The organism is Isoptericola sp. BMS4 (genome assembly GCF_011634835.1).
In the GTDB taxonomy this organism is placed as follows: domain Bacteria; phylum Actinomycetota; class Actinomycetes; order Actinomycetales; family Cellulomonadaceae; genus Isoptericola.
Genome location: NZ_SIRP01000001.1, coordinates 926,771 through 952,887, shown reverse-complemented (window position 1 = coordinate 952,887; position 26,117 = coordinate 926,771). Strand labels below are relative to the sequence as shown.

At 73.2% G+C, this 26,117-nt stretch carries 21 protein-coding genes and 1 tRNA gene; 10 read left to right on the top strand and 12 right to left on the bottom strand.

All coding sequences use genetic code 11. The features are described 5' to 3' along the window. Nucleotides 1–26 precede the first annotated feature (26 nt). The 6 genes from EYB28_RS04220 (at nucleotide 27) to EYB28_RS04195 (ending at nucleotide 6,065) form a co-directional block, all read left to right on the top strand. Nucleotides 27–554 (top strand): hypothetical protein, encoded by a 528-nt coding sequence (locus tag EYB28_RS04220; protein ID WP_166845097.1) that lies wholly within the window; start codon nucleotides 27–29, stop codon nucleotides 552–554. Further along, the gene (locus EYB28_RS20285; protein ID WP_166845095.1) at nucleotides 551–1,969 is read left to right on the top strand and encodes a DNA cytosine methyltransferase; all 1,419 of its coding nucleotides are present in this window, start codon (nucleotides 551–553) and stop codon (nucleotides 1,967–1,969) included. The genes EYB28_RS04220 and EYB28_RS20285 overlap by 4 nt, the downstream gene beginning before the upstream one ends. A gap of 19 nt (nucleotides 1,970–1,988) precedes the next feature. Beyond that, the gene (locus EYB28_RS04210; protein ID WP_166845093.1) at nucleotides 1,989–2,225 is read left to right on the top strand and encodes a helix-turn-helix domain-containing protein; all 237 of its coding nucleotides are present in this window, start codon (nucleotides 1,989–1,991) and stop codon (nucleotides 2,223–2,225) included. After that, complete coding sequence (locus EYB28_RS04205; protein ID WP_166845091.1) at nucleotides 2,222–4,042, top strand: ATP-binding protein; 1,821 nt, start codon at nucleotides 2,222–2,224, stop codon at nucleotides 4,040–4,042. Before EYB28_RS04210 ends, EYB28_RS04205 begins: the two co-directional genes overlap by 4 nt. A 4-nt stretch (nucleotides 4,043–4,046) precedes the next feature. Further along, on the top strand, nucleotides 4,047–5,243 hold the full coding sequence (locus tag EYB28_RS04200; protein WP_166845089.1) for a tyrosine-type recombinase/integrase: 1,197 nt from the start codon (nucleotides 4,047–4,049) through the stop codon (nucleotides 5,241–5,243). 132 nt (nucleotides 5,244–5,375) lie between these two features. Beyond that, nucleotides 5,376–6,065, top strand: a complete 690-nt coding sequence (locus tag EYB28_RS04195) for a hypothetical protein (protein WP_166845087.1) — start codon at nucleotides 5,376–5,378, stop codon at nucleotides 6,063–6,065. Between the two features lie 165 nt (nucleotides 6,066–6,230). Here EYB28_RS04195 and EYB28_RS04190 read toward each other — a convergent pair. Next, a tRNA-Thr gene (locus EYB28_RS04190) sits at nucleotides 6,231–6,306 on the bottom strand. A gap of 182 nt (nucleotides 6,307–6,488) precedes the next feature. Here EYB28_RS04190 and EYB28_RS04185 point away from each other — a divergent pair. After that, nucleotides 6,489–7,394, top strand: a complete 906-nt coding sequence (locus tag EYB28_RS04185; protein ID WP_166845086.1) for a PrsW family intramembrane metalloprotease — start codon at nucleotides 6,489–6,491, stop codon at nucleotides 7,392–7,394. 78 nt (nucleotides 7,395–7,472) lie between these two features. Here EYB28_RS04185 and EYB28_RS04180 read toward each other — a convergent pair whose 3' ends face one another. From EYB28_RS04180 to tmk, 4 genes are all read right to left on the bottom strand, one after another. Beyond that, nucleotides 7,473–9,017, bottom strand: a complete 1,545-nt coding sequence (locus EYB28_RS04180; protein ID WP_166845084.1) for an alpha/beta hydrolase — start codon at nucleotides 9,015–9,017, stop codon at nucleotides 7,473–7,475. 90 nt (nucleotides 9,018–9,107) lie between these two features. Further along, nucleotides 9,108–10,769 carry an enoyl-CoA hydratase-related protein gene (locus EYB28_RS04175; protein WP_166845082.1) on the bottom strand — a complete coding sequence of 554 codons (1,662 nt, stop codon included), beginning with the start codon at nucleotides 10,767–10,769 and terminating at the stop codon, nucleotides 9,108–9,110. 171 nt (nucleotides 10,770–10,940) lie between these two features. After that, the gene (locus EYB28_RS04170) at nucleotides 10,941–12,092 is read right to left on the bottom strand and encodes a DNA polymerase III subunit delta' (RefSeq protein ID WP_166845080.1); all 1,152 of its coding nucleotides are present in this window, start codon (nucleotides 12,090–12,092) and stop codon (nucleotides 10,941–10,943) included. Then, nucleotides 12,089–12,757, bottom strand: coding sequence for a dTMP kinase (gene tmk, locus EYB28_RS04165; RefSeq protein ID WP_166845078.1), 669 nt, complete (start codon nucleotides 12,755–12,757; stop codon nucleotides 12,089–12,091). Before tmk ends, EYB28_RS04170 begins: the two co-directional genes overlap by 4 nt. A 126-nt stretch (nucleotides 12,758–12,883) precedes the next feature. On the opposite strand from tmk, the gene EYB28_RS04160 reads away from it, so the two are divergent. Continuing rightward, nucleotides 12,884–13,282, top strand: a complete 399-nt coding sequence (locus EYB28_RS04160) for a pyridoxamine 5'-phosphate oxidase family protein (protein ID WP_166845077.1) — start codon at nucleotides 12,884–12,886, stop codon at nucleotides 13,280–13,282. A gap of 16 nt (nucleotides 13,283–13,298) precedes the next feature. Here EYB28_RS04160 and EYB28_RS04155 read toward each other — a convergent pair whose 3' ends face one another. From EYB28_RS04155 to EYB28_RS04140, 4 genes are all read right to left on the bottom strand, one after another. Continuing rightward, the gene (locus EYB28_RS04155) at nucleotides 13,299–14,360 is read right to left on the bottom strand and encodes a Gfo/Idh/MocA family protein (RefSeq protein ID WP_166845075.1); all 1,062 of its coding nucleotides are present in this window, start codon (nucleotides 14,358–14,360) and stop codon (nucleotides 13,299–13,301) included. A 104-nt stretch (nucleotides 14,361–14,464) separates the two neighbouring features. Continuing rightward, nucleotides 14,465–16,591: a hypothetical protein gene (locus EYB28_RS04150; RefSeq protein WP_166845073.1), complete on the bottom strand. Its 2,127-nt coding sequence runs from the start codon at nucleotides 16,589–16,591 to the stop codon at nucleotides 14,465–14,467. Between the two features lie 255 nt (nucleotides 16,592–16,846). Beyond that, nucleotides 16,847–19,636, bottom strand: coding sequence for a type I DNA topoisomerase (topA, locus tag EYB28_RS04145; RefSeq protein WP_166845071.1), 2,790 nt, complete (start codon nucleotides 19,634–19,636; stop codon nucleotides 16,847–16,849). Nucleotides 19,637–19,783: 147 nt separating this feature from the next. Next, the gene (locus EYB28_RS04140; RefSeq protein ID WP_240930382.1) at nucleotides 19,784–20,773 is read right to left on the bottom strand and encodes a phosphatase PAP2 family protein; all 990 of its coding nucleotides are present in this window, start codon (nucleotides 20,771–20,773) and stop codon (nucleotides 19,784–19,786) included. A 127-nt stretch (nucleotides 20,774–20,900) separates the two neighbouring features. On the opposite strand from EYB28_RS04140, the gene EYB28_RS04135 reads away from it, so the two are divergent. Next, nucleotides 20,901–22,337 (top strand): TrkH family potassium uptake protein, encoded by a 1,437-nt coding sequence (locus tag EYB28_RS04135; protein WP_240930381.1) that lies wholly within the window; start codon nucleotides 20,901–20,903, stop codon nucleotides 22,335–22,337. Nucleotides 22,338–22,388: 51 nt separating this feature from the next. Further along, nucleotides 22,389–23,147, top strand: coding sequence for a S9 family peptidase (locus EYB28_RS04130; RefSeq protein ID WP_166845067.1), 759 nt, complete (start codon nucleotides 22,389–22,391; stop codon nucleotides 23,145–23,147). Nucleotides 23,148–23,206: 59 nt separating this feature from the next. On the opposite strand, the gene EYB28_RS04125 is transcribed toward EYB28_RS04130, so the two are convergent. The 3 genes from EYB28_RS04125 to EYB28_RS04115 all read right to left on the bottom strand — a co-directional run bounded on the left by EYB28_RS04125 (nucleotide 23,207) and on the right by EYB28_RS04115 (nucleotide 26,073). After that, entirely contained in the window at nucleotides 23,207–23,716 is a 510-nt protein-coding gene (locus EYB28_RS04125) for a hypothetical protein (protein ID WP_166845066.1), read from the bottom strand. Nucleotides 23,717–23,806: 90 nt separating this feature from the next. Continuing rightward, the gene (locus tag EYB28_RS04120) at nucleotides 23,807–25,429 is read right to left on the bottom strand and encodes a methyltransferase (protein ID WP_166845064.1); all 1,623 of its coding nucleotides are present in this window, start codon (nucleotides 25,427–25,429) and stop codon (nucleotides 23,807–23,809) included. Then, nucleotides 25,426–26,073: a hypothetical protein gene (locus EYB28_RS04115; protein WP_166845062.1), complete on the bottom strand. Its 648-nt coding sequence runs from the start codon at nucleotides 26,071–26,073 to the stop codon at nucleotides 25,426–25,428. The genes EYB28_RS04120 and EYB28_RS04115 overlap by 4 nt, the downstream gene beginning before the upstream one ends. Nucleotides 26,074–26,117 lie beyond the last annotated feature (44 nt).

Sequence of the window (26,117 nt, the reverse complement as noted above, 5' to 3'; positions counted from 1 at the left end):
CGCCCACCGCTGAGGGAGCACCCGTCATGACCACCCCCACCACGTCGACCACGCCGCCGACCACACCGTCCGTGCCCCCGTCGGACCCGTACGCGGCAGCCGACTGGCTGCTCGCCCGCCACGAGTGGCCCCGCGACCTCGTCGCTCGGGTCGTGCTGCCCGACGAGGGCCCGCATTGGCTGGACCAGCTCGTGGACGCGCACGCCGACCTCGCCACGTTCACCGCCGCGTGGGCTCGGTATGAGGACACCCACCGTGAGCCCGGCACCCGGGCGACGGATGCCGAGTGGGACGCGTGGGAGGCCGCCGGCCCCCGACCCGCCCCGGCCGCGCGGATGCTCATGGTGATGTCGAGCGGTGAGGCGCGGATGTGCCGCCTGCTCGCGACCCTGCACCCCACCGAGCGCACGGCCTGGTGCCTGGGCGACCTGGACGGGCTCGACCACCGCGGCGTCGCGTTCGTCGTCGACTGGACCGCCGTCGCCCTGGCCGGCGTGGCATGGGACCCGGCCGGCGCCCGCGCCCTGGCCGCCGTCCGGGCGGTGACCCGATGACCCCCGCCATCACCACCCCGCACACACCGAGCGCTGCGGGCCCGTTGCGGGTCGGTGCCCTGTTCGCCGGGTACGGCGGCCTGGACCTCGCCGTCGAGCACGTGTTCGGCGCGCGCACGGTGTGGGTCTCGGAGATCGACCCCGGTGCGTCGAAGATCCTTGCCGCCCGGTTCCCCGGCGCGCCGAACCTCGGCGACGTGACCGCCGTCGACTGGACCACCGTCCCGCCCGTGGACGTCCTCACCGGCGGGTCGCCGTGCCAGGACCTGTCCAACGCGGGCAAGCGCGCCGGCATGCGTCACGGCACGCGGTCGGGGCTGTGGGCCGCGATGTGCGACGCCGTGGAGACCATCCGCCCCCGATTCGTCGTATGGGAGAACGTCCGTGGAGCCCTCAGCGCAGCCGCCGATAGCGCGGTGGAACCCTGCCCGATCTGCCTGGGAGACGACCCGGGTGTCACTCTGCGGGCACTCGGACGTGTTCTCGGCGACCTGGCCGAGCTCGGGTATGACGCGGCATGGGTCGGCCTACGCGCTGCCGACGTGGGAGCCCCCCACGCCCGCTACCGCGTCTTCCTCCTCGCCTGGGACACCACCAGCCCCACCCGGGTGGGAGGCCACCCCGTTGATGCCGACCCCCGAGGCCAAGCTGGGCAGGAGCGGGCCGGACTACGCCCGCCGGCACCGCCCCGGGACGGGCGGGGACTCGCTGCACGAGACCGTCGCACGCCTCACCCCACCGGACCAGGAGCCGAGCCCACCCGAGGAACGGTGACGTTGTTGCCGACGCCGGCTGTGAACGACATGGGCGACGGCAAGACCCTCGAATGGTGGGACGAGTGGGCACCCCGGCAGAAGTCCGCCACCGGCGCCCCCGCACCCCACGGCAAGTCCCTTGCGATCGAGGCCCAACGCATGCTCCCCACCCCCACGACACGGGACCACAAGGGGCACAACCAGCGCGGCGACACCACATGCCTGACCGGCGCGCTGATGCCGACCCCGCGGGCGAGCGACGGCACCCACGGCGGCCCGAACCAGCACGGCAGCGCTGGTGACCTTGCGATGCCGGCCGCCGTGCAGCCCGCCCGGTTCGGGCAGTACGCCCCCGCCATCACCAGGTGGGAGCACATCACCGGCACCCCGGCGCCCGACCCCACCGGCAAGCACGACGCGCCCCGCCTGGCACCGGCGTTCGTCGAGTGGCTCATGGGCCTCCCTGCCGGGTGGGTCACCGACACCGACACCACCCGCAGCGAACAGCTCCGCGCCCTGGGAAACGGCGTCGTGCCCCACCAGGCTGCCGAGGCACTGCGCCACCTGCTGGCCGTCCACGCCGCCGCTCTCGGCGACACCGTCGCGACCGCCCGCCGGCCGCTCGCCGACCGTCCCCTTCACGCCCGCACCGCCGCCTGACCGAGAGGACACACCCGCCATGCGCACGCACACCACCAACGCCGCCACCGCCACTGCCACGGCCCGTCGTGCCGCGCCTGCCCTGCTCACCCCGCAGGAGGTCGCCGACCTGCTGCGCATCCCGGTCCGGTCCCTGTATGTCCAGCGCTCCGCCGGCCGCCCGACCCCGCCCGGGGTCAAGATCGGCCGCCACCTGCGCTACCGGCTCGCCGACGTCGAAGCGTGGATCGACGACCAGTTCGGAGACGCAGCATGAACACCCCCAAGCCTGCCCCCGAGACCACCAACGATGCTGTCCCTGCCGCCGGCCCCACGGCCGGCGGCGGGACGGCCGCCCCCGACGACGGGGGCGGGAAGAAGTCCGCCGCCGCTGTCCTGGTCGACCTGGCCATGGAGCGCTACGACCTCGGCTGCACCCCCGACGGCGAGGCGTACGCCATCCCGCAGACGAGCGCGAACGTCGTGCGGATGCTGCGCGGTGGCCGGTCCTCGCTGCGCGCCGAGCTCGCGAAGACCTACCGCAGCCGTACCGGCGCCATCGCCGGGCAACAGGCCCTCGCCGACGCGATGCTCGTCCTGGAGGGCGCTGCCGGCGAGGCCGACCCCGAGGAAGTGCACCTGCGGGTCGCCGAGCACGCCGGGGCAACGTGGATCGACCTCGGCGACGCCGACGAGCACGTCGTACGGATCGATGCCCGCGGGTGGGAGGTCGTCACCGAAGCACCGGTGTTGTTCCGCCGCACCGCGCTCACGGGCGCCCTGCCAGTGCCGGAGCCGGGCGGGAGCCTGGACGACCTGTGGGCGCTGCTGAACGTCACCGAGACCGACCGCCCGCTGGTGCTCGCGTGGCTCGTCGCGGCGCTCGGGTGGGCGCACATCCCGCACCCGATGCTCGCGCTGCTCGGCGAGCAGGGCACCGGTAAGTCGTCGGCGACGAAGAACCTGGTCCAGCTCGTGGACCCGTCGCCGGTGCCGCTGCGCAAGCCACCGCGGGACGCCGACGGGTGGGTGACCGCGGCGTCCGGGTCGTGGGTCGTCGGGCTGGACAACCTGTCCACCATCCCCGCGTGGCTGTCGGACTCGCTGTGCCGGGCCGTGACCGGTGACGGGGACGTGCGCCGCCAGCTGTACACCGACGACGGACTGTCGGTGTTCTCGTTCCGGCGCGCCATCGTCATGAACGGCATCGACGTCGGCGCGATGGCCCCCGACCTCGCCGACCGGTCCATCGTCGTCAACCTGGACCGCATCACCGAGGACCGCCGGCGCCCCGAGTCGCAGCTCGTCGCCGCGTGGCGCGACGCCTGGCCCCGGGTGTTCGGGGCGCTGCTGGGGCAGGTGCGGGTGTGCAAGGCCAAGATTCCCTCTGTCCGTCTTGGGTCCATGCCCCGCATGGCCGACTTCGCCATGGTCCTCGCCGCGCTGGACCAGATCCACGGCACCGACAGCCTGACCGCCTACCGCGACCAGGCCAACAGCCTCGCGCTGGACGCCGTCACCTCAGACCCGTTCCTCGCCGCCATCACCGAACACATCACCACCCGCTGGGAAGGCACCGCCGCGGACCTGCTCACCCTGGTCCAGCCCGACGGCACGCCCCCACGGTCCTGGCCCCGCAGCGCACGCTCGGTCACCGGCGTGCTCAAGCGCAACGCCCCCGCGCTGCGCGCCGCCGGCTGGTCCGTCGACGACCTCGGAGCGCGGAACAAGGCCGGTGTGACCATCTGGGCTGTCACGCCACCCGAGGAAGCACGGGAATCATCCCCGCCATCCCCGCCATCCCCGCCTTCGCAGGTCACAGCGCTGCGCGAGGCGGGGAACGGCAGGGATAGGCGGGGAAGCGGCGGGGAACCCTTCCCCGCCTCCCCGGCCACTAACCCGCCTATCCCCGCCGTCTCCGACCCTCTGACCTGCGAAGACGGGGAAGCGGGGAAGGCGGGGAACGAACACGGGACATCTCAGGTCGCCGGCTGCCCCGACTGCGGCGAACCCCTCACCGGCCCCGGCTACACCACCCGCTGCCGCCCCCACCACGACGTCGCCACCCTGGAGGTCACCCACCATGTCGCGTGAACCGATGCCCGTAGGAGCCAACGGCAAGGTCAGCGTCTCGCCGTACCTCGGCGCCGTCCTGCTCAGCGGGAAGGGGCGTACCTGGCACACGCCCGACGGCGAGCTGGTGCCTTTGAAGTCGATCACGTGGAGGGCCCGTGCCAACGTGCGCGACCACGACGGGCGGACACGGCGGGTCGAGGCGTGGGGCCGTTCAGCGGCCGCCGCCGAACGGCGCCTGCAGGACAAGCTGACCGTGCGCAAGCGGTCGGCGTCCACCACGATCACCGCCGAGACATGTCTGGAGGTGCTGGCCGACTACTGGCTGCGCACGAAGGTCGACAACGGCAAGCTCGCCGTGAACACCCGGCAGAGGTATCGCTACACGACGGAGGGTTACGTCGTGCCTGGGCTCGGCGGCCTGCGGCTGCGCGAGTGCACGGTGGCTCGCCTGGAGCGGTGGATCGCCGACGAGGCCGCCGAGCACCCGGCCAACGCACGACTGTCGCTCACGTGCCTCAAGGGCATGTTCGACGTCGCCGTCCGAGAGGACGCCATCACGGCGAACCCCGCACGCTCGGTCACGCCCGTGCCGGCGACGGCCGCCGAGGACGTCCGCGCCCTGAGTGTCCCGGAGGTCGTCGAGCTGCGCGCGGCCCTCGCAGGCGACCGCAAGGCCACCGCCGCCGACCTCGGCGACCTGGTTGACCTCATGCTCGCGACCGGGTGCCGGATCGGCGAGGCTCTCTCGCTGCGCTGGCACGAGACCGACACCGCCGAGCACGTCGTCTACCTCACCGGGACGGTCGTCCGTGAAAAGGGCGTCGGACTGTTCCGGCAGGACACCACCAAGGGCAAGAAGCCGCGCGGTCTGCTCATCCCGGAGTTCGCCGTGCAGATGCTCGAACGGCGCTCCACCGCGGTGCCGGACAACGAGCTCGACCTGGTGTTCCCCACGGTGCACGGCGGGCTGCGCGAGGTGACGACGGTCGAGGCGCAGTGGCGCAAGTTCCGCGAGCGTCACGCGGAGTGGACGTGGATCACCCCGCACACCTTCCGCAAGTCCGTGGGGACCGCCGTCGAGCGCGGCGCTGACATCGAGGCGGCAGCCAAGCAGCTCGGGCACGCCCGCTCCGCGGTCACGGCGAAGCACTACGTCGCCGCCCCCGACCTCGGGCCGGACCACCGGGCGATCCTGGAGAAGTTCGGAAGATCTCACTGAGAGGCATTTGGGGGTGTGGGCTGAGCGACCGGGGTCCGTAGCGCAGTCGCCTTGGGCCCCGGCAGGCGGCTACCGACGGCGGGCCCATCTCCGCGTACGCAGCGAGAACTGGACAGCGGTAGCGTCCCTCAAGTGAAAGCGAAGGTGAAGGCAAAGCAGCTCGTCGACCAACTGAGCCAGGCCCTTGACGCAGAGGTCCGGCCAGGTTGGCGTCGCGTCCTCCAGGGTCCGTACAGCGAGTGGAGGTCCACGGACATCCGCGTTTTCGCCGATACCGACAAGTTGCTAGAACTCACGCGAGCCGCAAGGCTCGACACCCACGTTCACCGTGCGCTAATCGACGACGGGTCACATCTCGCCCGCCGCGTCCCCGATGCGATCAGTCCCTATGCCGAAGGAGGTGCCGAGGCCTCGCGCGCCACGGTCGACTTCTACGCTCGAAGCACGACGGCGCGCAGGCTCTGGATCGAAGGCAGGGACGAGGGCGACGTCCTGCGAGCGTGGAGCATCGAACTGGTCATTGGCCAGAATCGGCGGGAGTCAGGCATGACGCTCTGGAGTCGTGACGTCGAGTCCGAAGGGAGACTGAACCAACTTGCCGACCTTCTCGAGCAGCACACCGACCGCGTACCTCGCGGCGTCCGTCTCGGGAGGCTTCGACTGGTCCAGCCGTATCCCGCACCCGACGCTGCCCGTATCGACCACGAGCGTCAGGTAGCACGCAAGGCGGGGTGGTGGGGAGTCCTGGGAGGCGCGATCAGCGGACTGATCGGCGGGTTCCTCAGTGCTCTCGCCACGCTTTCCGCTACGGGTGCCGGCTGACCGCCCGACTCGGCGATGCAGCACGAACGCTCCGGAGGGGCGCCTACCAGCGCCAGCACAGTCAGCTCTCGGCAAGCGTGACGCACGATTGTGGTGAGTTTCCGGTGAGTCAGCACCGTGTAACGCAAGCGGCCCAGGTCAGAAAGTGCTTCTGACCTGGGCCGATGGAGCCGCCTGTCGGAATCGAACCGACGACCTATTCATTACGAGTGAATCGCTCTGCCGACTGAGCTAAGGCGGCGTGCTCTGGCTCCGCGACGGGTCCCCCGTAACGGCGAGCGCGCCCACAGTACCTGATGCGCTCGGCGCTGACCAAAACGGCCGGTGAGCAGCGCGGGGGTTCCGCGCGACAGGGGCGTCACCCGGCTGCATACTCCTGCGCAGGACGTGTCACGACGCAGCCGAGCTCCCCGGAGGGACCCGATGCACACCGCACCCGAGCCACGGACCGACACCGACGTGCGGACGCCGCACGGGTGGTGGTGGAAGGCGCTGATCGGCGGTGCGGCGCTGTGGCTGGTGACGGCCGCGGTGACGTACACGACGCAGAACACGAACCTGGTCCCGACGGTGATCCTGCTGGGCAGCTTCCTGGTGCCGTTCTGCGTGGTGCTGTTCGTCGTGGAGCGGGCGCGGGGCACGCTCGACACCTTGTGGCTGTTCGTCGCGTTCTTCGTGGGCGGCATCTTCGGTGTGCTCGGGGCGTCGATCCTGGAGTCGCGGCTGCTGGAGCCGTCGCTGTGGATCTACGTCGGTGTCGGCGCCATCGAAGAGCTGGTGAAGGCCGTCGTCTTCCTGGCGGTGGGGGCGCGCATCGTGGCCAAGACGGGCCTCAAGGGTGCGCTGCTGGGCGCCGTCGTCGGTGCCGGCTTCGCGGCGTTCGAGTCGGCCGGCTACGCGTTCAACGCGAGCCTGACCCGCTGGGGCAGCATCGACCTCACTGCGCTGCTGGAGACGGAGGCGGTCCGTGGCCTGCTGACGCCGGTGGGGCACGTGCTGTGGACGGCGATCCTCGGCGCGGCGATCTTCCGGGCGGCGTCGGCGGACCGGTACCGGTTCACGGGCGGCGTACTGGGGGCCTACGGGGTGGTGCTGGCGCTGCACGCCCTGTGGGACTCGATGAGCTTCATCGCCGCCTACCTCGCGATCCGGCTCACGGGCGGAGTGCACTACGAGCTGGCGTACGGGCAGATGCTCCCGACGGCGGCGGACAACGCGGGCCGGATCTCCACGATCCTCTACGTGGTCGGCCTCGCCGTCATCTCCTGGGTCGGGATCACCGTGCTGCGCCGGTGGGCCCGGCCGCTTCCGGTGGCGCCGGCCGCCTGACGACGGCCGTCGAGCACGACGTGGGGGTCGCGACCGCGTGCGGTAGCGACCCCCATGTCGTGCTCAGCCCGGCGGCACTCAGCAGGTCGTGCCGTCCTCCGGCACCTCGCCGTCCACCAGGTACGACTCGACGGCGTCGGACACGCACTCGTTGGAGTGGCCGTAGGCGGTGTGCCCCTCGCCCTCGTAGGTGACCAGGACGCCGGAGGACAGGGTGTCGGCCAGGCCCTCGGCCCACACGTACGGGGTGGCCGGGTCGTTCGTGGTCCCGATGACGACGATCGGCGGGGCACCCTCGGCGTGCAGGTCGAACTCCTGCTCCACCGGGGGGTAGGGCCAGTCCGCGCAGGCGACGCCGCCGTAGGCGAAGAACGAGCCCACGGTGGGCGCCGCCTCCTCGATCTCGGCGGCCTGTGCCCGCATGGCGTCGGGGTCGGAGTCGCCGGCGCCGTCGAGGCAGTTCACCGCCCGGAACGCCTCGGAGGAGTTCGTGGAGAACGACCCGTCGGCGTTCCGGTCGTTGTAGACGTCCGCGAGGTACAGCAGCGTGTCACCGGTGCGCTCGTTGATCGCCTCGTCCAGCGCCTGGGTGAGCATCGGCCAGCTCCCCTGGTCGTACAGGGTCACGGCGACCCCGTAGAACGCGAGGGTCTGCGTCACGCTCCGGTCGGGGTCCGACGTCGGGAAGGGCCGCTCGTAGGCCTGGTCGAGGACGGCGCGCACCTGACGCATGCCGTCGTCGGCCGAGCCCGTGAGCGGGCACTGGGCGCCCGCCTGGCAGTCGGTCACGTACGCCCGCAGGGCGTTCTCGAAGCCGACGGCCTGGCCCTCGGAGATCTCGTCCGCCGACAGCGAGGTGTCGATCGCGCCGTCGAGCACGAGCCGGCCCGCACGGTCGGGGAAGAGCCCGGCGTACGTGGCGCCGAGCTGCGTGCCGTACGAGAACCCGAGGTAGTTCAGCTCCTCGTCGCCGAGCACGGCCCGCAGCAGGTCCAGGTCCCGCGCGGCGCTCTGGGTGTCGACCTCGCCGAGCAGGTCGCCGGTGTTCTCGGCGCACGTCTCGGCCCAGGCCCGGGCCTCCTCAGCCATCGCGGAGAGCCCGGCGTCGGTGCTGGGGTCGAAGTCCTTCGACAGCGACTCGTCCTTCCGGGCGTCGTCGAAGCACTCGACGGCCGTCGACCCCTCCACACCCCGCGGGTCGAACCCGACGATGTCGAACGACTGACGCAGGGGCTTGCCGAAGGTCGACGCGACGGACCGCAGGAAGTCGGTCCCCGAGCCGCCCGGCCCGCCCGGGTTGATCAGCAGCGAGCCCTGCTTCTCCCCCTCGGCACGGGTGCGGACCAGGTCGAGCTCGATGGTGCCGGCGTCCGGGTCGTCCCACGACAGCGGCGCGGTGACCGTGGCGCACTCGTAGGAGTCGCACCCGGTCCACTCGAGCGTCTGGCCGTAGAGCTCCTCGAAGCCCTCCGGCGCCCCGTCGGTCACGGCCGACGCCTCGGACGAGCGGACCGGGACCTGCTCCTTGGGCGGCGCGGTGCAGCCCGTGAGCAGCAGGACCCCGCCGAGCAGGGTGGCGACGGTGGCACGGAGGCCGGTCGTGCGGCGCGCGTCGAGTCTCACCGGGTCAACCTACCGTTCCGGGTCCGCGGACCGGACATCGCGCGCGTCGCACGACGTCGCCTCGTGGGAGGTGGCGGGCCGGGCGCCGGGTCAGGCGAACCGGAGGCGGGCCGGAGTCTCGACCGGTGCCGCCTTGCGCAGGAAGTCGCGCCGCTGCGCCGCGAACCCGCGACGGTCGTCGAAGATGTCCCGCGCCATCTCCGCGAGCTCGATCGTGCGGTAGTAGGACAGGGGCCGCGTGGGCGCTCGCCGTTCCTCCGCGGCGTCGAAGCTGCGGCGCCCCTCGCGGGTGGTGAGACTCCGGGCACGCTCGGTGATCCACTCGGCGAACTGCCGTGCGTCGCGGGGCCCGACGCTGTCGACCAGCCCCTGCTGCGCCGCCGCGACGGCCTCGATGGGCAGCTTGGCGCCGAGCAGGCGGTCGGCCGCCTCCTCCCCGACTCGCGCGGAGACGGTCCACGTGTGCAGCTCGGAGCCGAAGATCCCCATGTCGTAGTACGGGTTCAGCACGACACCGTCGCGGGCGAGGACCACGTCGGCGCACAGGCCGACCATCACGCCGCCGGCGCCCGCGTTGGCGGTGAAGACGGCGACGGTGAGCTGGTCGGCCCGCGCGATGGTCTCGCACAGGTCGTCGATCGCCTGGATGTTCGCCCAGGCCTCGGCGGCAGGGTCGTCAGCCGCCTCGATCGCGCCGAGGTGGATGCCGTTGGAGAAGGCGTGCTCGGTGCCGCGCACCACCAGCACGCGGGTGTCCTCCGTGAGCGCCTTCTCGACGGCGGTGGTCAGCCGGCGGCACTGCGCCGTGTGCATCGCCCCGCTGTAGGAACGGATCGTGAGGTACCCCACGTCGCCCTCGCGCTCGTAGACGGACTCCGCCAACGCCTTCGGCACCGGGAGATAGTGGGCCTCGGAGACGTCGAGCACCCAGGAGGCGGGGAGCTTGGTACCGCGGCGCTCCGCCAGTGTGGCCGCGTAGCCGACCCACAGTGTTCCGTCGCCGGTGGCGATCGCGACGGCGTCGCCGTCGTGCCCGACGACGGTGCCGGGCGCCGCGGGCCCCTCCGGCGTCTCGTCGCCGACGGCCGCGTCGAAGAGGCACACCCGCGCACCCCCCACGGTCGCCGGGGCGCCGGGCGCGCCGTCGGCGGCCGCGATCGTCCGCGCCAGCTCGGCCGCCGGCCGGTCCCAGTCGAGCTCGAACGCGGCGCGTCGCAGCAGCGGCAGCTCGCCGGTGCCGGGCACCTCGCGGGTCAGCTCCTCGGCAGGTACCGGCCGCTCACCCTCGGACACCATCCGTAGCACCGTGTCCACGCACCTCATCGCGGCGTCGGCGACGAGCCCGTTGTACAGAGCGCTCTTCGCCACGGGCGGCGACGGCATCGCGAACGTGGAGGTCGCCCACACCGGGCCGGCGTCCATCTCCTCGACGGCGGACAGCGCCGTCACGCCCCAGCGGTCCCGGCCGTCCAGGATGGCGTGGTCCAGCGAGGACGGCCCCCGGTCCCCCACCGGCCCGGGGTGCACGACGACGGTCGTCCAGCGATCCCACACCTCGCGCGGCACGCGGTGCTTGAGGAACGGCGCGAGGATCAGGTCCGGGTCGATCTTCTCCACGGCGGCCGTGAGCGCCTCCGGCGTGTCGAACGTCGGCGCCAGCTCCACCCCGACGTCGTGCCCCCCGTCCTGCAGATGGCACCAGACGCGCTGGGTCAAGCCGTTGAACGCCGAGACGAGCAGCAGGATCTTCATACGAACTCCCTGTGGGTCACGAGGGTCCCCCTGACCCCCACCGCGCTACATCACATGCCAACGACGGCGCTGAGGCAAACGCCGAGGCGTATATCCGCAGAAATCACCCGGACCGCAACCGATGCGACATCTCGGCGTCATCCGGGCGTCATCCCCGGGGACGCCCGGGCGTCAGCCCTGGGGGCGCAGCGCGACCGCCATCGCCTCGAGCGCGAGCAACGGCGCCACGTTCCCCTCCAGCCGTTCGCGCGCCGTGCCGATGGCGTCCATGCGCCGGATCGTCTGCTCCGGCGTCGAGTCCGCCGCCAGCGACCGCACGGCGCCCGCGTGCTCGGTGTTGACCAGCTCCACGTCCGCGCCGAGCTGCACCACCAGCACGTCGCGGTACAGGGAGAGCAGGTCCACCATCGAGCGGTCGAGCACGTCACGCTGCCGGCGGGTGGCCCGCCGCTTCTGGTCGTCCTCGAGCTGCTTGACCTGTGAGCGCAGCCGCGGCGGCAGGGTGTCGCCCTCCTGCACGCCGAGGCCGCGCATCAGCTCCGCCCGCTCGGCGGCGTCCCGCTCGGCGGTCGCCGCGGCAGCCTCCGCCTTGGCCACGTCGACCAGCTCGCCCGCAGCCAGCACGGCGTCACCCACGCCGCGGATGCGCCGCGCGATCTCCAGCACCGAGTCCCGGCGCTCGCGCGCCTCCGGGTCGCGCGCCAGCCGGCGCGCCAGCCCGACGTGCGACTGCGCCGCCCGCGCCGCGGCCAGCGCCACCCGCGGGTCCGCGCCGTCGCGCCGCACCAGCAGGTCGGCGACGTCGGCGGCAGGCGGGACGCGCAGCACGACGCCCCGGCACCGCGAGCGGATCGTGGGCAGCACGTCCTGCGCGCTCGGGGCGCACAGCACCCACACCGTGTGCGGCGGCGGCTCCTCGATCGCCTTCAGCAGCACGTTCGTGGTGCGCTCGGCCATGCGGTCGGCGTCCTCGACCACGATCACGCGGTACCGGCCGGACGACGGCGTGCGGGCCGCGGTCGCGATGAGGTCGCGCACCTCGTCGATGGTGATGACGACCTTGTCCGTCGCCACGACGGTCAGGTCGGGGTGCGTGCCGGCCCGTGTCGTCGTGCAGGCCTGGCACTCCCCGCACCCGCCGGCGGCGCCGCCGTCACCGGTGCACTGCAGGGCCGCGGCGAACGCGCGGGCGGCGACGGACCGGCCCGACCCGGGCGGTCCCGTGAGCAGCCACGCGTGGGTCATCGCGGCCGGGTCCGTGGCGGCGCGTCGCAGCACGCCCACCGCGGCGGGCTGCCCGACGACGTCGTCCCAGACGCTCATCGTCCGCCCTCCGGCAGGCCGGCGGCCTCGTCCACCACGGGGGTGAGGTCGAGGCGGGCGGCGACGTCCACGCGCAGCTGCGCCTGCACGTCCTCGCGCGGGGCGGAGGCGTCGACCACGACCCAGCGCCGCGGGTCGGCCGCGGCACGCCGCAGGAAGGCCTCCCGCGTGCGCCGGTGGAAGGCCTCCCCCGCCCGCTCCAGCCGGTCGGGGGCCCCGGACAGCCGCGTGGCGCCGACGACGGGGTCGAGGTCCAGCAGCACCGTCACGTCGGGCAGCAGGTGGCCGGTGGCCCACAGCGAGAGCCGCTCCACCTCGTCCTCGGAGAGCTCGCGGCCGCCGGCCTGGTAGGCGACCGACGAGTCGAGGTAGCGGTCCGTCACGACGACGGCGCCCCGCTCGAGCGCCGGGCGCACCACCGTCGCGACGTGGTGGGCGCGGTCGGCCGCGTACAGCAGGGCCTCGGTGCGCGGGTCCATGTCGTCCCCGTGCAGGACCGCCTGCCGCAGCTTCGCGCCGAGGGGCGTGCCGCCCGGCTCGCGCGTCAGCACGACCTCGCGGCCCGTCACCTCGCCGAGCCACTGCCCGAGCAGGCGCACGTGCGTGGACTTGCCGACGCCGTCGCCCCCCTCGAAGGAGACGAAGTACCCGGGTGCGTTGCTCACGCGCACACCCTAGCCGCGACCCCTCACACCGACTCCCGCAGGCGGGATCCGCGCCGTGGAGGGACGATGGGAGCGGTCCGACGACGTACCGGCCCTCGACGCACACCTCGACCCCGGGAGGCCCCGATGTCCGAGCCGCTGTCCCCCGTGCTCACGACGGACGAGTGCTGGGAGTTCCTCGCCACGCAGGAGATCGGCCGGCTCGCGACCGCCGTCGGCGGCCACCCCGAGATCTTCCCGCTCAACTTCACCGTCGCGGACCACCACGTCTACTTCAGGACGAGGCCGGGGACGAAGCTCGCGGAGGTGGCGGTCAACTCCCACGTGGCCCTGGAGGCGGACCGGTGGGACGAGGCCGTCGCGCTGAGCGTCGTCGTGCGCGGCACCGCGAGGATCCTGGAGCGCGACGCCGAGGTCGCGGCCGCGGAGGCCACCGGTCTGGTCAGCTACGTCGACGACGGCAAGGACGTCTGGGTGCGCATCAGCCCGACCGAGATCACCGGCCGCCGGCTGGTGCGCGACTGACGCCCGCCGCGCCGGGTCACTCGCCCGGGTAGACGACGCCCACCTGGCGACGCACGTCGTCCAGCGTGTCCATGACCTCGACCGTGCCGTCCCACGACATGCGCGGGCTCTGCGTCTCGCCCGCCGTGACCCGGCGCGCGGCCTCGGCCGCCTGGTACTGCTTGCCCTCGCCGCGGAACCCCTCGTAGGTCCAGACGGCGCCGTCGTGGCGCTCGACGCGGAAGGAGGTCGGGGCGTAGAACGTCCGGGCCACCTCGATGCGACCCTCGGTGCCGGAGATCACCGCGGTCGTGGCGGTGCGCGACCAGAGCGTCGTCGAGAGGGTGGCCTGCACGCCGTCCGGGTAGCCGAGGACCATGCCGACCTGCCCGTCGACGCCGGTGGGCGTGAGCGCGCCGACGGCCGTGACGGTCTCGGGCGCGCCGAGCAGGTCGTGGGCGAACGAGACCGGGTAGACGCCCAGGTCCAGCAGGGCGCCCCCGGCGAGGTCGGGCGCGTACAGCCGGTGCTCCGGCGCGAAGGGGAAGAACTGGCCGTGGTCGGCGACCACGCTCATCACGCGGCCGATCTCGCCGCGCGCGACGACGCCGCGGAGCGCCGCGACGTGCGGCAGGAAGCGCGTCCACATCGCCTCCATGACGAAGACGCCGGCGTCGCGCGCGGCCGCCAGCACCTCGCGGGCCTGGGCGGCGTCCTGCGTGAACGCCTTCTCGACGAGCACGTGCTTGCCGGCGCGGATCGCGAGGAGCGCCTGCTCGTGGTGGTGGGAGTGCGGCGTGGCGACGTACACGACGTCGACGTCCGGGTCGCCCACGAGCGACTCGTAGTCGCCGTGCGCCCGGGCGCCCGGGGCGTGGGCCTGGGCGAACGCCTCCGCCTTCGCCCGGTCGCGCGACCCGACCGCGACGACGGTCGAGGCCGTGTGCCGGCGCACCCCGTCGGAGAACGACCCGGCGATGTTGCCGGCGCCGAGCACGCCCCAGCGCACGGCGGGCGCGTCCGCCGGGTCCGGGACCGTGCCGGCCAGGTCGGCGGCGGTGAGGCGGGGCGCGAACGAGGAGGGCGCGGCAGGAGTCATGCCCCACACCGTAGCCAACCGCCGCGCCCGCGAGGTCGAGCCGAGGGTCCGAGATCGATGTTCCGCACATCGACCTCGAGCCCTCGGCTCGACCTCGGCGCCGGTTACTTCTGATTGCGGACGCTCAGCTCGTAGCCCGCGTCGAGGAACGTCAGGTCACCGGTCGGCAGGTTGGACGTCAGGGTGGCGAAGTCCCGCCGCGGCCCGTTCGCGCACTTCGTGACGAAGCCGCCCTGGGTGAACGCGTCGCCCGTGAGCCGGTACACGTGGTTGCCCGCCGCGTCGACGATCTCGAACTCGTCGGTGCCCGACGGCGTCAGGTCGCACGACGCCACCACCTGCACGGTCCAGTCGTTCTCCTGGATCCCGGTCGTGGCGGACCACTGCCCGTCGGCGGACGAGACGGCCGCCTCCGCGCCGTTCACCATGACGTCGTCCACGAACCACCCGGTGTCCAGGTACGCGGCGTCGGTGGAGTACCGGAACCGCACGCCCGTCGCGCCCGCCGGCAGGTCCGCCGTGAGGTGCACGTACACCGGGTCGTCCACGAAGTACTCCCCGCCCGAGGTGCCGGTCAGCCCGTTGCCCTCGGTGTTGTTGCCGTGCGGGTCGTCGTTCGTCGTCACGACGTTCCCCTCGTCGTCGGCCAGCGGGACCGTCACCCACTCGCCGCCGACCTGCGCCTCGACGAAACCGAAGTCCCAGCCCTCCTCGATGAAGTACCAGGACCAGAAGTCGAGGCTCGTCACGTCGCCGCTGACGTCGACGTCGAGCACGTTCTCCGCCTGGCTGGCGTACCCGCCGTACCAGTGCGTGTCGCCGGTGTGCGGCGCCACCTGGCTCATCGGCTCGCCCTCGAACCCGACCGTCACGCGGGGGCCGGGGTTGCGGAACCGCTCCACCTGCAGGCCGTAGGGCACCGCGACCTCCGACTGGCCGTTCGGCCGGCGGTCCCACCGCGCCTTGGGCTGGGCGCCCTGGTTGAACCCGCGGCCGTCCCAGAACTGGTCGTCCGCGATGTCGATCGTCCACGTCGTGTCCTCGGGGTCCCCGAAGTCCACGGCCTTGATGTCGAAGACGTCGCTGTCCTCGTCGTCCAGGTACACGGCCACGGCCCAGTCCTGGTAGAGCGTCGTGACGTCGGGCAGATCGCCGCCGGCCGCGTTGAACTCGTCGATCGCCGCCTGTACGCCGTCCATCCCGTCGGCCTGGTTCGCGAAGATCCGCTTGACGAGCAGGTCACCGGCCACGCCGTCGTACGTGAGGTCGGGCTCGAAGCTGCCGCCGCCGTTGCCGCCGGCCCGCTCCCAGAGGTACTGGAAGAACGTGAACGACGCGCCGTAGTTCGCCAGTGATCCGGCCCAGCGGGTGAGCGACGTGTCGGCGTAGAACACCTGGTGGTTCGACAGGTGCGAGCCGCCGATGTCGAAGCCGTTGAGGAAGCCCGCGAAGTCCGCCAGCCCCTCGTCCACCCACGACAGCTCGCCCGGGTCGGAGTAGTGGTGCAGCAGGTGCTCCAGCTCGTGCGCGACGACGCCCTCGTACAGCTCGGGGCTGTCGTTGGACGGGTCGCCGTCGTCGTTCCACGGGGAGTCGGCGGGGCCGACCCGGTTCGCCCAGTCGAACGCGTCGATGACGATCGTGTTCATGCCGACCGACTCGATGAAGTCGGGAGCGAAGTAGCCCGCCGTGTAGGTGGTCTCCTCGCAGTCGTAGTAGTTCTCGTCCTGCACGTTGTAGACGACGGTGACGAGCGCGTCGGTGGCGGGCTCGTCCGGGTCGGCGGCGCCCATCTCGCCGAAGTGCTCCTCGTCGACGGCGACGATCTGGTCGGACAGCGTGTCCCCGAGGTAGTCGATCTGCGCCTGGGTGAGCACGAACTCGCTGGCCGAGCGGTCGGCGCAGGGGACGAACTCGTCCCCAGGGGCGTGGTCGAACGCGGGATCGAGGCTGTCGACGCCGGTCGGCGCCGTGCCGTCCAGCGGCGTGCCCGCCGGGACGTAGACGTACACCGGCGTCCCGTCCGGTGTCTCGCCGGCGTACGCCCGGTCGAAGTCCTGGGAGTACGTACCGCCCGCGGCGCTGTCGTTGATCGGCAGCGTGATCGACTCGTCGCCCGGCAGGTTGTCCGGGTCGGCCGCCGCGCCCGCGGGCACGGCCACGGCGGCGGTGAGGAGCAGCGCACCCGCGCCGCTCAGGAGAGTGGTGGCTCGACGACGTTCTCGCAACATCTGGCGATCCCCTCCAGGGGTGGCCCTGCACAACCCCGGGGTGCCGTGGGGCAGGGCCGGATCGTGGAAGCACTGTGCAGTGCGACCGCACCTCGTCGTGCGATCAGGGCACAGTCAACCACCGAGGGCGCAGGCGCGGGGGCTCGTTGCCCTGGCATACGGTGGCGCGCCCACCCAGACGGTTGTGGGTACGAAGATGGCGTGGAATCCGGTCGGGATCCACGCCATCTTCGTACCCACAGCACCCGGGGGCGGCTACTTCTTGGTCGTCGTCTTCTTCGCCGCGGGCTTCCGGGCGGGGGCCTTGCGCTTCTTCGCCGGGCCCTGCGCCCGCTTCTCCGCCAGCAGCTCGATCGCGCGCTCGGGCGTGACGCTGTCCGGCGTGAGGTCGCGCGGGAGCGTCCGGTTGGTCTCGCCGTCGGTCACGTAGGGCCCGAACCGGCCGTCCTTGACGACGATCGGCTTACCGCTGTTCGGGTCGTCCCCGAGCTCGCGCAGGGGCGGCGTCGCCGCCCGCCCGCCGCGGCCGCGCTTCGGCTCCGCGTAGATCTTCAGCGCCTCGTCGAGCGTGATCGTGAAGAGCTGCTCCTCCGAGCCGATGGTGCGCGAGTCGGTGCCCTTCTTCAGGTACGGCCCGTATCGCCCGTTCTGCGCCGTGATCGGCTCCCCCGACTCCGGGTCGGTCCCGACGACGCGCGGCAGCGACAGGATCTTCAGCGCGTCCTCGAGCGTCACCGTCTCCAGCGACATCGACTTCAGCAGCGAACCGGTGCGCGGCTTCGGCTGCGCGGCCTTCGCCTTCTTCTTCGCCGCGGCCGACAGGCTCGGGTCGATCTCCGGCAGGTCGAGCACCTCGGTGACGTACGGGCCGAACCGGCCGTTCTTCGCCACGATCTCGTTCCCGGACTCCGGGTCGACGCCGAGCACCTTGCCGTCCTCGGCGCCCGCGGCCAGCAGCTCGCGTGCCCTGGCGACGGTCAGCTCGTCCGGCGCGATGTCCTCGGGGATCGAGCCGCGCGGCGGGGTGCTGCCCTCGGGGACCTCGGCGCCCAGGTCCTCCACGTACGGGCCGTAGCGCCCCACACGGACCCGGATGCCCTCACCGACCTCGACGGAGTTGATCGCGACCGGGTCGATCTCGCCCAGGTTCGCGACGATGTCGCGCAGCCCCCACCCGGTGGCGTCGCCGCTGCCGTCGCCGAAGTAGAAGCGGGTGAGCCACGCGACGCGCTCGCGGTCCCCCGCCGCGATCTGGTCGAGGTCGGCCTCCATCTCGGCGGTGAAGTCGTAGTCCACCAGCCAGCGGAAGTGCTCCTCCAGGAGCTTGATGACGGCGAACGCGAGCCAGGTCGGCACGAGCGCCTGCCCCTTGGTGCGCACGTAGCCGCGGTCCTGGATGGTGGAGATGGTCGCGGCGTAGGTGGAGGGGCGCCCGATGCCGAGCTCCTCCAGCGCCTTGACGAGCGACGCCTCCGTGTACCGGGCGGGCGGCGTGGTGGAGTGGCCCTCGGCGGTCAGCTCGTCGCCGCGCAGCCGGTCGCCCTCGGCCATCCGCGGCAGGCGGGTCTCCTTGGCCGACTGCTCACGGCCCTCCGCGACGTCCGTCCCCTCCTCGTACGCGGCGAGGAAACCGCGGAACGTGATGACGGTGCCGGACGCGGAGAAGACGGCGTCACGGCCCGCGAGGTCCCCGGCGTCGGCGGACAGCGTCGCGGCGAGGCGCACGGACGCCGTCGACCCCTTGGCGTCCGCCATCTGCGAGGCGACCGTGCGCTTCCAGACCAGCTCGTACAGCTTGAACTGGTCGCCGGAGATCTCCCGCGCCACCTGCGCCGGGGTGCGGAACTCGTCGCCGGCGGGGCGGATCGCCTCGTGCGCCTCCTGCGCGCCCTTGTTCTTCGGCGCGTACAGGCGCGGCGAGCCCGGCACGTACTCGGCACCGTACAGCTCGGCCGCCTGGCGGCGGGCGGCGTCCGTGGCCTCGGCCGACAGCGTGGGCGAGTCGGTCCGCATGTAGGTGATGTAGCCGTTCTCGTACAGCGCCTGCGCGGTGCGCATCGTCTGCCGCGAGCTCATCCGCAGCTTGCGGGAGGCCTCCTGCTGCAGCGTGGAGGTGGTGAACGGCGCGGCGGGCTTGCGCGAGTACGGCTTGGTCTCCAGGGAGCGGACGGCGAACGACGCCTCGGCGAGGCCGGCGACGACGGCGTGCGCGGACGCCTCGTCCAGCCGGACGACGCCGGTGGTCGCCTTGAGCCGGCCGCGGTCGTCGAAGTCGCGGCCCGCGGCGACGCGCTCGTCGTCGAGCGCGGTGAGCCGGGCGCGGAAGGCCTGGCCCGCGCCCCCACCCCACGAGTCTCCTCGCTCCGCTCCGGGGACTCGCGGGGACCCCGGTTCGTCGCCGGCGGTCGGGGCGAACTGCCCGGACACGTCCCAGTAGTCCGCGGTGATGAACGCCATCCGCTCCCGCTCGCGCTCCACGACCAGCCGCGTCGCGACGGACTGCACGCGGCCGGCCGACAGCCCCTGGCGCACCTTGCGCCACAGCACCGGGGACACCTCGTAGCCGTACAGGCGGTCCAGGATGCGGCGGGTCTCCTGGGCGTCGACGAGGTCGATGTCGAGCTCGCGGGTGTTCTCCAGCGCGCGGGCGATGGCCTCGCGCGTGATCTCGTGGAACACCATCCGCTTGACGGGGACCTTGGGCTTGAGCTCCTGGATGAGGTGCCACGCGATGGCCTCGCCCTCGCGGTCCTCGTCCGTGGCGAGGTAGAGCTCGTCGGCGTCCTTGAGCGCGGACTTCAGCTCGCGGACCTTCGACTTCTTGTCCGCGTGCACCACGTAGTAGGGGTCGAACCCGTTGTCGACGTCGACCGCGAACTTCTTGTACGGCCCCTTCTTCATCTCGGCGGGCAGCTCGGACGGCTGGGGAAGGTCACGGATGTGCCCGACGCTCGCCTCGACCTCGTACTCGTCGCCGAGGTAGCCCTGGATCTTGCGAGCCTTGGTGGGCGACTCGACGATCACGAGCTTGCGTGCCTGGGGCATCCGTTCCTGCTTTCCGTGGTGCGTAGGGCGTCCGACCGGCCGGTTCCTGTCACGGTACGACATGACGAGAGCCGACACGGTACGGCGGAGAAGGCCGTGCGACGGCGGCACTCTACCGAGATGCCGCCCGGCGGGGCGCGCCGAGCGTCAGCCCGTGGACCGCGCCGGGTCGCGCGGCCGGGCGGTGGCCTGCCGCACCAGCAGCAGCAGGGCGAAGACGACCGCGGTGGCCGAGAGCACCGCCACGACACCGGCGGCGTACGCGGTGAGGTCGGGCGACAGGGGCAGCGGCCATCCCGTGCCGGCGACGCCGCCGACCGAGACGAGCGCGCCGAGGGACCCCCCGAGCAGCGCCAGCCCCGCCAGCACCGACGAGCCCGGGGACGCGAACGTGTCGCCCGGGCGCCCCGGGCGGTCGAGCGCCGACCCGGCCGTGACGGCGCACACCAGCGCGCCCCACGCCAGCACGACCAGCAGCGCCGCCACGACGTCGGACGGGCGGTGCCACTGGCCCACGAGCGTCGACACGCCCGTGGCGGCCGTGTAGGCCGCTCCGAGCAGCGCGACGACGGGCCGCCACGCCCGCGGCGCGGCCATGAGCATCGCGGCCGAGACCGACGCGGCCACCGTGGTGTGCCCGCTGGGCAGCGTGTTGGCCCCGTTCCACCCGTCGAGCAGGTCGGGCCGGTCGAGGACGGCCTTCTTGAGCACCTGCGTGGTGACGTTGGCTCCCCCGACCAGCACGACGACCTGCACGGTGAGGAACCACCGGCGCCGGGCGGCCGCCATCGCCACGGCCGCCACCACCCCCGCGACGACGAACGCCACGGAGACGACGTCGAGCACGGGTTCCGCCACCGACCACAGCCGGCCCTGACCGTGGGCGGCACCCCACCACGCCATGTCGTCGACCTGCTGCCCGGCCTCCGTGGTGACGAACACCCGCCAGGTGAGCCACACGCCGACGGCGGCGAGCGCCGCGACGACCCCGGCCACGGCGAGCGCACCGCGGCGGGGGCGCGGCGGAGGCGGGAGGACCCCCTCGCGCCACGCGCCGACCGGCAGGATCGGCGCGCCGGCGCCCGCCGGTCCCCGGTCCGGGGACGGCATCGGAGGCGTGCGGGTCGCGGCGGTCACGACGTCAACCTACCGCCCGGGTGTGACCGATCCGTGTGGCCCCTGTGCAATGCCCGGGCGGTGGTCGTCGCCACGCTCAAGCGGCGTGTCGCGCCCCGGGCGGCCCGTGGTGCCACACTGGGTCCTCGTGCGCCTCGTCCCCTGGTTGCGGCGGCTCCTCGCCCGCCGTTCCCCGACCCAGCAGGCCTCCCCGGCCAGCATCCGCCGCCGTCCGGCTCAGGTGATCACCCTCGCCTTCCTGGCGACCATCGCCACCGGCACGCTGCTGCTCAGCCTCCCCGTGGCGTCGACGGGTCAGCGGGCGAGCTTCGTCGAGGCGCTGTTCACCGCGGCGTCGGCGACGTGCGTGACGGGGCTGATCGTGGTCGACACCCAGACCTTCTGGACGCCGTTCGGCCAGGCGGTGATCGTCGTCCTGATCCAGATCGGCGGCTTCGGCGTCATGACCGTGGCGTCCCTGCTCGGCCTGCTGCTGTCCCGGCGGCTCGGCCTGCGCACCCGCCTGGTGGCCGCGGAGTCCACCCACTCCGTGAGCCTCGGCGACGTGAAGCAGGTCATGCTGGGCGCGCTGCGGTTCACCCTCGTGGCGGAGGCGGTCGTCGCCGTCGTCCTGGCGGTGCGCCTGACGGTGACCTACGGCGAGAGCCTCGGGCACGCGGTGTGGTCCGGCGTCTTCCACTCGGTGTCCGCGTTCAACAACGCGGGCTTCTCGATCTACGGCGACTCGCTGATGCGGTTCGTGACCGACCCGTGGGTGTGCCTGCCGATCTGCCTCGCCGTCATCGTCGGCGGCGTCGGGTTCCCCGTGCTGCTGGAGCTGTGGCGGCTGCACCGGACGCGACGCTCCCCCGGCACGCGCTCGTTCCTGTCCCAGCCCTCGCGGTGGAGCGTGCACACGCGGCTGACGCTCTCGGCGACGGCGGTGCTCCTCGTGGTCGGCACCGTCTTCTTCCTCACGGTGGAGTGGCGCAACCCGGCGACGTTCGGGCCGCTGGACCCGCCCGGCAAGGTGCTCGCCGCGTTCACCCAGGCCGTCATGCCGCGCACCGCCGGCTTCAACTCGGTCGACACGTCGCAGCTCAACCACGGGTCGTGGTTCTTCACGGACATGCTGATGTTCATCGGCGGGGGCAGCGCCGGCACGGCGGGCGGCATCAAGATCGGCACGTTCGCGGTGCTGGCGTTCGTCATCTGGTCGGAGCTGCGCGGCGACCCCGACGTCACCCTCTTCGACCGCCGGCTGTCCCTCACCACGCAGCGTCAGGCGATGACCGTGGCGCTGCTCGGTGTCGGGGCGATCGTCGTCCCGACGCTGGCGATCACGGTCTCGGTGCCGGCGAGCGTCATCCCGCTCGACCGGGTGCTGTTCGAGGTGATCTCCGCGTTCACGACGACCGGCCTGTCCACGGGCATCACCGCAGACCTGGAGCCGTGGCACCAGACGATGCTCGTCGTGCTGATGTTCCTCGGCCGGCTGGGCCCGATCACGCTGGGCACGGGGCTGGCGCTGCGCGAGCGGAGGCGGATGTACCGGCGGCCCGAGTCGGCCGTGATCATCGGCTGAGGCGCAGGTGTCAGACTGCCCAGCGACGCACCGACACGACCCGGGGGGACCATGGCGGAACACGTGACCTTCACGAGCAGCACCGGCCCGCGGCTGGCGGGCCTGGTCGACGAGCCCGAGGGCGAGGTCCGCGGCTGGGGCGTGTTCGCCCACGGGTTCACTCTGGGCAAGGACTCCCCGGCGGCGGCGCGCATCTGCAAGCAGCTCGCGGCCGAGGGCATCGGCATGCTGCGGTTCGACAACCTGGGCCTGGGCGGCTCGGAGGGCGACTGGGGCGACGGCTCCTTCACCGTCAAGGTGGCCGACACGGTACGCGCGTGCGAGTTCATGGCGCGGCGCGGCACCCCGGCCGACCTGCTGGTCGGTCACTCGTGGGGCGGGGCGGCGGCGATCGCGGCGGCGCCCGACGCCCCGGGCGTGAAGGCGGTGGCCTCGGTGTGCGCGCCGTTCGACCCGAGCCACGCCGAGCACCACTACGACGACCTGGTGGACCAGGTGCTCGCCGAGGGCGTGGCGGAGTGGCGCGTGGGCGGCAAGCGGTTGAACCTCAAGCGCGGCATGGTGGAGGACGTGCGCGAGGCCGACCTGGAGCACCGGATCGGCGACCTGGGGCTGCCGCTGCTGATCATGCACTCGCCGACCGACAACACCGTCGGGATCGACAACGCCAGCAAGATCTTCGCGGCCGCCCGGCACCCCCGCAGCTTCGTGGCGCTCGACGGCTCGGACCACCTGCTGACCCGGCCGGGTCAGGCGCAGCGGGCGGCGCGCATCGTCAGCGCCTGGGCCAACATGTACCTGACCGACTGAACGACCAGGGGGTGCCGTCCCTCGTCGGGACGGCACCCCCTGGTGGCGCGGGTCGTGGGTCAGCAGTTCTCGGCGGTGTACGTGCTCACGGCCTGCCCGGCCTCCTGGAACGACTCGTCGGAGAGCGACGACATCGCCTCGGACACCTTGGTCATGGCCTCCGTGTCGGTCGGGTCGTCGACGGCGCCCTGGAGGCTGTCGGTGACGCCCCGCAGGGACGTCGCCATGGTGCCCCAGTCGTCGGCGACCTCGGCGGGCGCCTCGACGCCCTCCACCGTGGCCGTCAGCTCCTCGAGCTGGTCGAGCGTGGCCTGCAGGTCGTTGGGGTCGACGTCGGCCATCGTGGAGGACATCTCCGTCAGGACGTCCGTGGCCTCGCAGATGTCGCCGGCGCTCGCCTGGGAGTCGCCCTCACCCTCGCCCTCGGTCTGCTCCTCGGTCCGGCTCGCGGCGTCGCCGGTGTCGGTGGACGAGTCGTCCGAGCCGCCGCCGCAGGCTGCGAGGCCCACGACGAGGAGGGCGCTCGCCGAGACGGCGGCGGCACGGGTCATGGTCTGTCGGATACGCATGGGGCCCATCCTTCCTGACCTGCGCCGATCGTGCCTCGCCTTCTCACGGGGAGATCTCCCCGTCGTGACGAGAGTCACCCCGCGGGCCGGTCAGGAGCCGGGGCGCAGGAACCCGTCCCGGACCAGACCGCGCACGGCGGGGAACAGCTCGGCCCGCAGGTCCGCGGCGGGGACGTCGAACAGCGCCGCGATCGCCCCGACGATCTGTCCGACGGCGAGCTCGCCGTCGCACGCGCCGACGAACGCCGCGAGGCCGGTCGAGGCGTGCACGCCGCGCCCGAACCCGTCGCCCTGGCGCACCACGACGACGTTCGGGTCGGGAGACCCGGGGGTGAGGTACCGCTCCTCGGTGACGTCGGCGGCCACCACCAGGTGCTCCGCGCCCAGCGCGTCGTCGTCCCGCGCGGCCAGCCAGTCGTGGGCGGCGAGCGACGCCGCCAGGTGGGCGCCCAGCGGCTGGCGCACCGATCCGGTGTGCTCCTCGAGGCGGCGCAGCGTCGGCCGGGCGCCGCCGGTCGGGCGGCGCAGGGTCACGACGCCGAACCCGACGCCCTCGACGTCGCGCGCGGCGAAGTCGTCCAACCAGGCGCGGTACGCCGCCGCCCACGCCTCGGGCTCGCGGCCCGGGGTGGTGCCGCCGTCCCGGATCCATGTCTCCGCGTACTCCGCCGGGTCCAGCACCTCCCGCTGGACGACCCAGCCGTCCAGCCCCGCGGCGTCGAGCCAGGAGCCCACGCGCTCCGTCCACGGCTCCCCGCGACGGTGCTCCCAGTTCCCGAGCATCTGGGCGACGCCACCGGGGGCCAGCACCTGCCCGACGCCGGTGACCAGGTCGCGCACGACGTCGTCGCCCGCGCGCCCGCCGTCGCGGTACTCGTAGTCGCCCAGCGCGTCCGCGACGGCACGGCCCGCGTCGCCCGAGCGCGGGGTGATCACGAACGGGGGGTTGGACACCACGAGGTCGAACCGCTCCCCCGCGACCGGCTCGAGCATCGACCCGAGCCGCAGATCGACGTCGGGCTCGACGCCGTCGGGCGGCCCGGGGCGGTTCAGCACCAGGTTGAACCGGGCGAAGTCGAGCGCGCGGGCGGAGACGTCGGTGCCCACGACGTGCCGCGTGTGCCGCGCCGCGTGCATGGCCTGGATGCCGCCCCCGGTGCCGAGGTCCAGCACCCGGTGCACCGGGGCCCGCATCGTCACCTGCGCCAGGGTGGTCGAGGCGCCGCCGGCGCCGAGCACGTGGTCGGTCGCCAGCCGGCCCCCGGTGGCGAGCTCGCCGAGGTCGCTCGCGAGCCACCACGACACCGATCCGCCGGCGTCCTCGGCGGCGTAGGGCCGCAGGTCGACGGCGGCGCGCACGGCGTCCTCGCGGCCGCCGCCGGCGGCGCGGACGAGGCCGAGACGCTCCGCGCCGGCCGTGCCGAGGCGGCCCAGCGCCCGGTCGAGCGCGCCGCGCGGCACGGCCCCGCCGAGGAGGAACAGCGTGGTCAGCGCGGCGCGGGGCTCGGCCGCCGGGTCGAGCGCGGCGAGGACGCGCTCGGCCGGCACGGTCTGCTCGCGGTGCAGCGCGGCCGAGGCGACGTCGCCCAGCAGGTCGCCGACGCCGTCGACGGTGAACGCCGCGTCGTGGAGGTCGGCACGCAGCCGGCCGGCGAGGTCCGCACCGTCCCCGGAGGCGTCGGCGTGCCGCCCGGGCGGGACGGGGCCGGTCACCCCGCGGAGCACGTCGTCGCGAGGTACTCGGTGACCTCCTGGCCGGCGGCCGCGGCCTCGGCCGTGTCGTCCGCGGTGACGGCGTCCGCCATCGCGCTGCTCACGGCGTCGGCGTCGTCCTCGTCGACGTCCTCGAAGGCGTCCACCGCGGCGCCCAGGTAGTCGGACATGGTGCCCCAGGCCGTCGCGACGCCCTCCGTCGGCTCCGCGGACGTCATGGCCCGGTTCCCGGCGCGGAAGCTCTCCACGAGGGTCCGCGGGTGGCCGGCGCTGGCGTCGAGCTGGACGAGCGCCCGGTTCGTCGACGACCACGCCTCCTGCATCAGGGCGCAGCGCTCGGGGTCGACGTCCTCGCCCTCGGCGTCGGGGCTCGGCGACGCGGACGGGCTCTCGGACGCCTCGGCGTCGCTCTCGCTCCCGGTGCCCTCGTCGTCGGTCGCCGCCGCGGACTTCGTGGTCTCCTCGCCGCCCGCACCGCTCATCGTCAGGTCCCCGGGGACGGAGACGGCGGGGGCCGGCTCGGCGAGGGGCTCGGCGTCCTCGGCCGGTCCGCCGCACGCCCCGGCGAGGGCGGCGACGCTCACCAGGCCGACGAGGGCGGCGAGCGTCGACGGGCGACGGAGGGACTGGCGGGGCCGATGCATCCCTATATGGTGAACCACGCGCCCGCGCGAGGGAAAGTCGTCCT

Bases quoted from the DNA above. Each gene is read 5' to 3' on its own strand.
- EYB28_RS04220 (WP_166845097.1), top strand. From the start codon at position 27: ATGACCACCCCCACCACGTCGACCACGCCGCCGACCACACCGTCCGTG.
- EYB28_RS20285 (WP_166845095.1), top strand. From the start codon at position 551: ATGACCCCCGCCATCACCACCCCGCACACACCGAGCGCTGCGGGCCCG.
- EYB28_RS04210 (WP_166845093.1), top strand. From the start codon at position 1,989: ATGCGCACGCACACCACCAACGCCGCCACCGCCACTGCCACGGCCCGT.
- EYB28_RS04205 (WP_166845091.1), top strand. From the start codon at position 2,222: ATGAACACCCCCAAGCCTGCCCCCGAGACCACCAACGATGCTGTCCCT.
- EYB28_RS04200 (WP_166845089.1), top strand. From the start codon at position 4,047: ATGCCCGTAGGAGCCAACGGCAAGGTCAGCGTCTCGCCGTACCTCGGC.
- EYB28_RS04185 (WP_166845086.1), top strand. From the start codon at position 6,489: ATGCACACCGCACCCGAGCCACGGACCGACACCGACGTGCGGACGCCG.
- EYB28_RS04175 (WP_166845082.1), bottom strand. From the start codon at position 10,769: ATGAAGATCCTGCTGCTCGTCTCGGCGTTCAACGGCTTGACCCAGCGC.
- EYB28_RS04170 (WP_166845080.1), bottom strand. From the start codon at position 12,092: ATGAGCGTCTGGGACGACGTCGTCGGGCAGCCCGCCGCGGTGGGCGTG.
- EYB28_RS04160 (WP_166845077.1), top strand. From the start codon at position 12,884: ATGTCCGAGCCGCTGTCCCCCGTGCTCACGACGGACGAGTGCTGGGAG.
- EYB28_RS04155 (WP_166845075.1), bottom strand. From the start codon at position 14,360: ATGACTCCTGCCGCGCCCTCCTCGTTCGCGCCCCGCCTCACCGCCGCC.
- EYB28_RS04150 (WP_166845073.1), bottom strand. From the start codon at position 16,591: ATGTTGCGAGAACGTCGTCGAGCCACCACTCTCCTGAGCGGCGCGGGT.
- topA (WP_166845071.1), bottom strand. From the start codon at position 19,636: ATGCCCCAGGCACGCAAGCTCGTGATCGTCGAGTCGCCCACCAAGGCT.
- EYB28_RS04130 (WP_166845067.1), top strand. From the start codon at position 22,389: ATGGCGGAACACGTGACCTTCACGAGCAGCACCGGCCCGCGGCTGGCG.
- EYB28_RS04125 (WP_166845066.1), bottom strand. From the start codon at position 23,716: ATGCGTATCCGACAGACCATGACCCGTGCCGCCGCCGTCTCGGCGAGC.
- EYB28_RS04115 (WP_166845062.1), bottom strand. From the start codon at position 26,073: ATGCATCGGCCCCGCCAGTCCCTCCGTCGCCCGTCGACGCTCGCCGCC.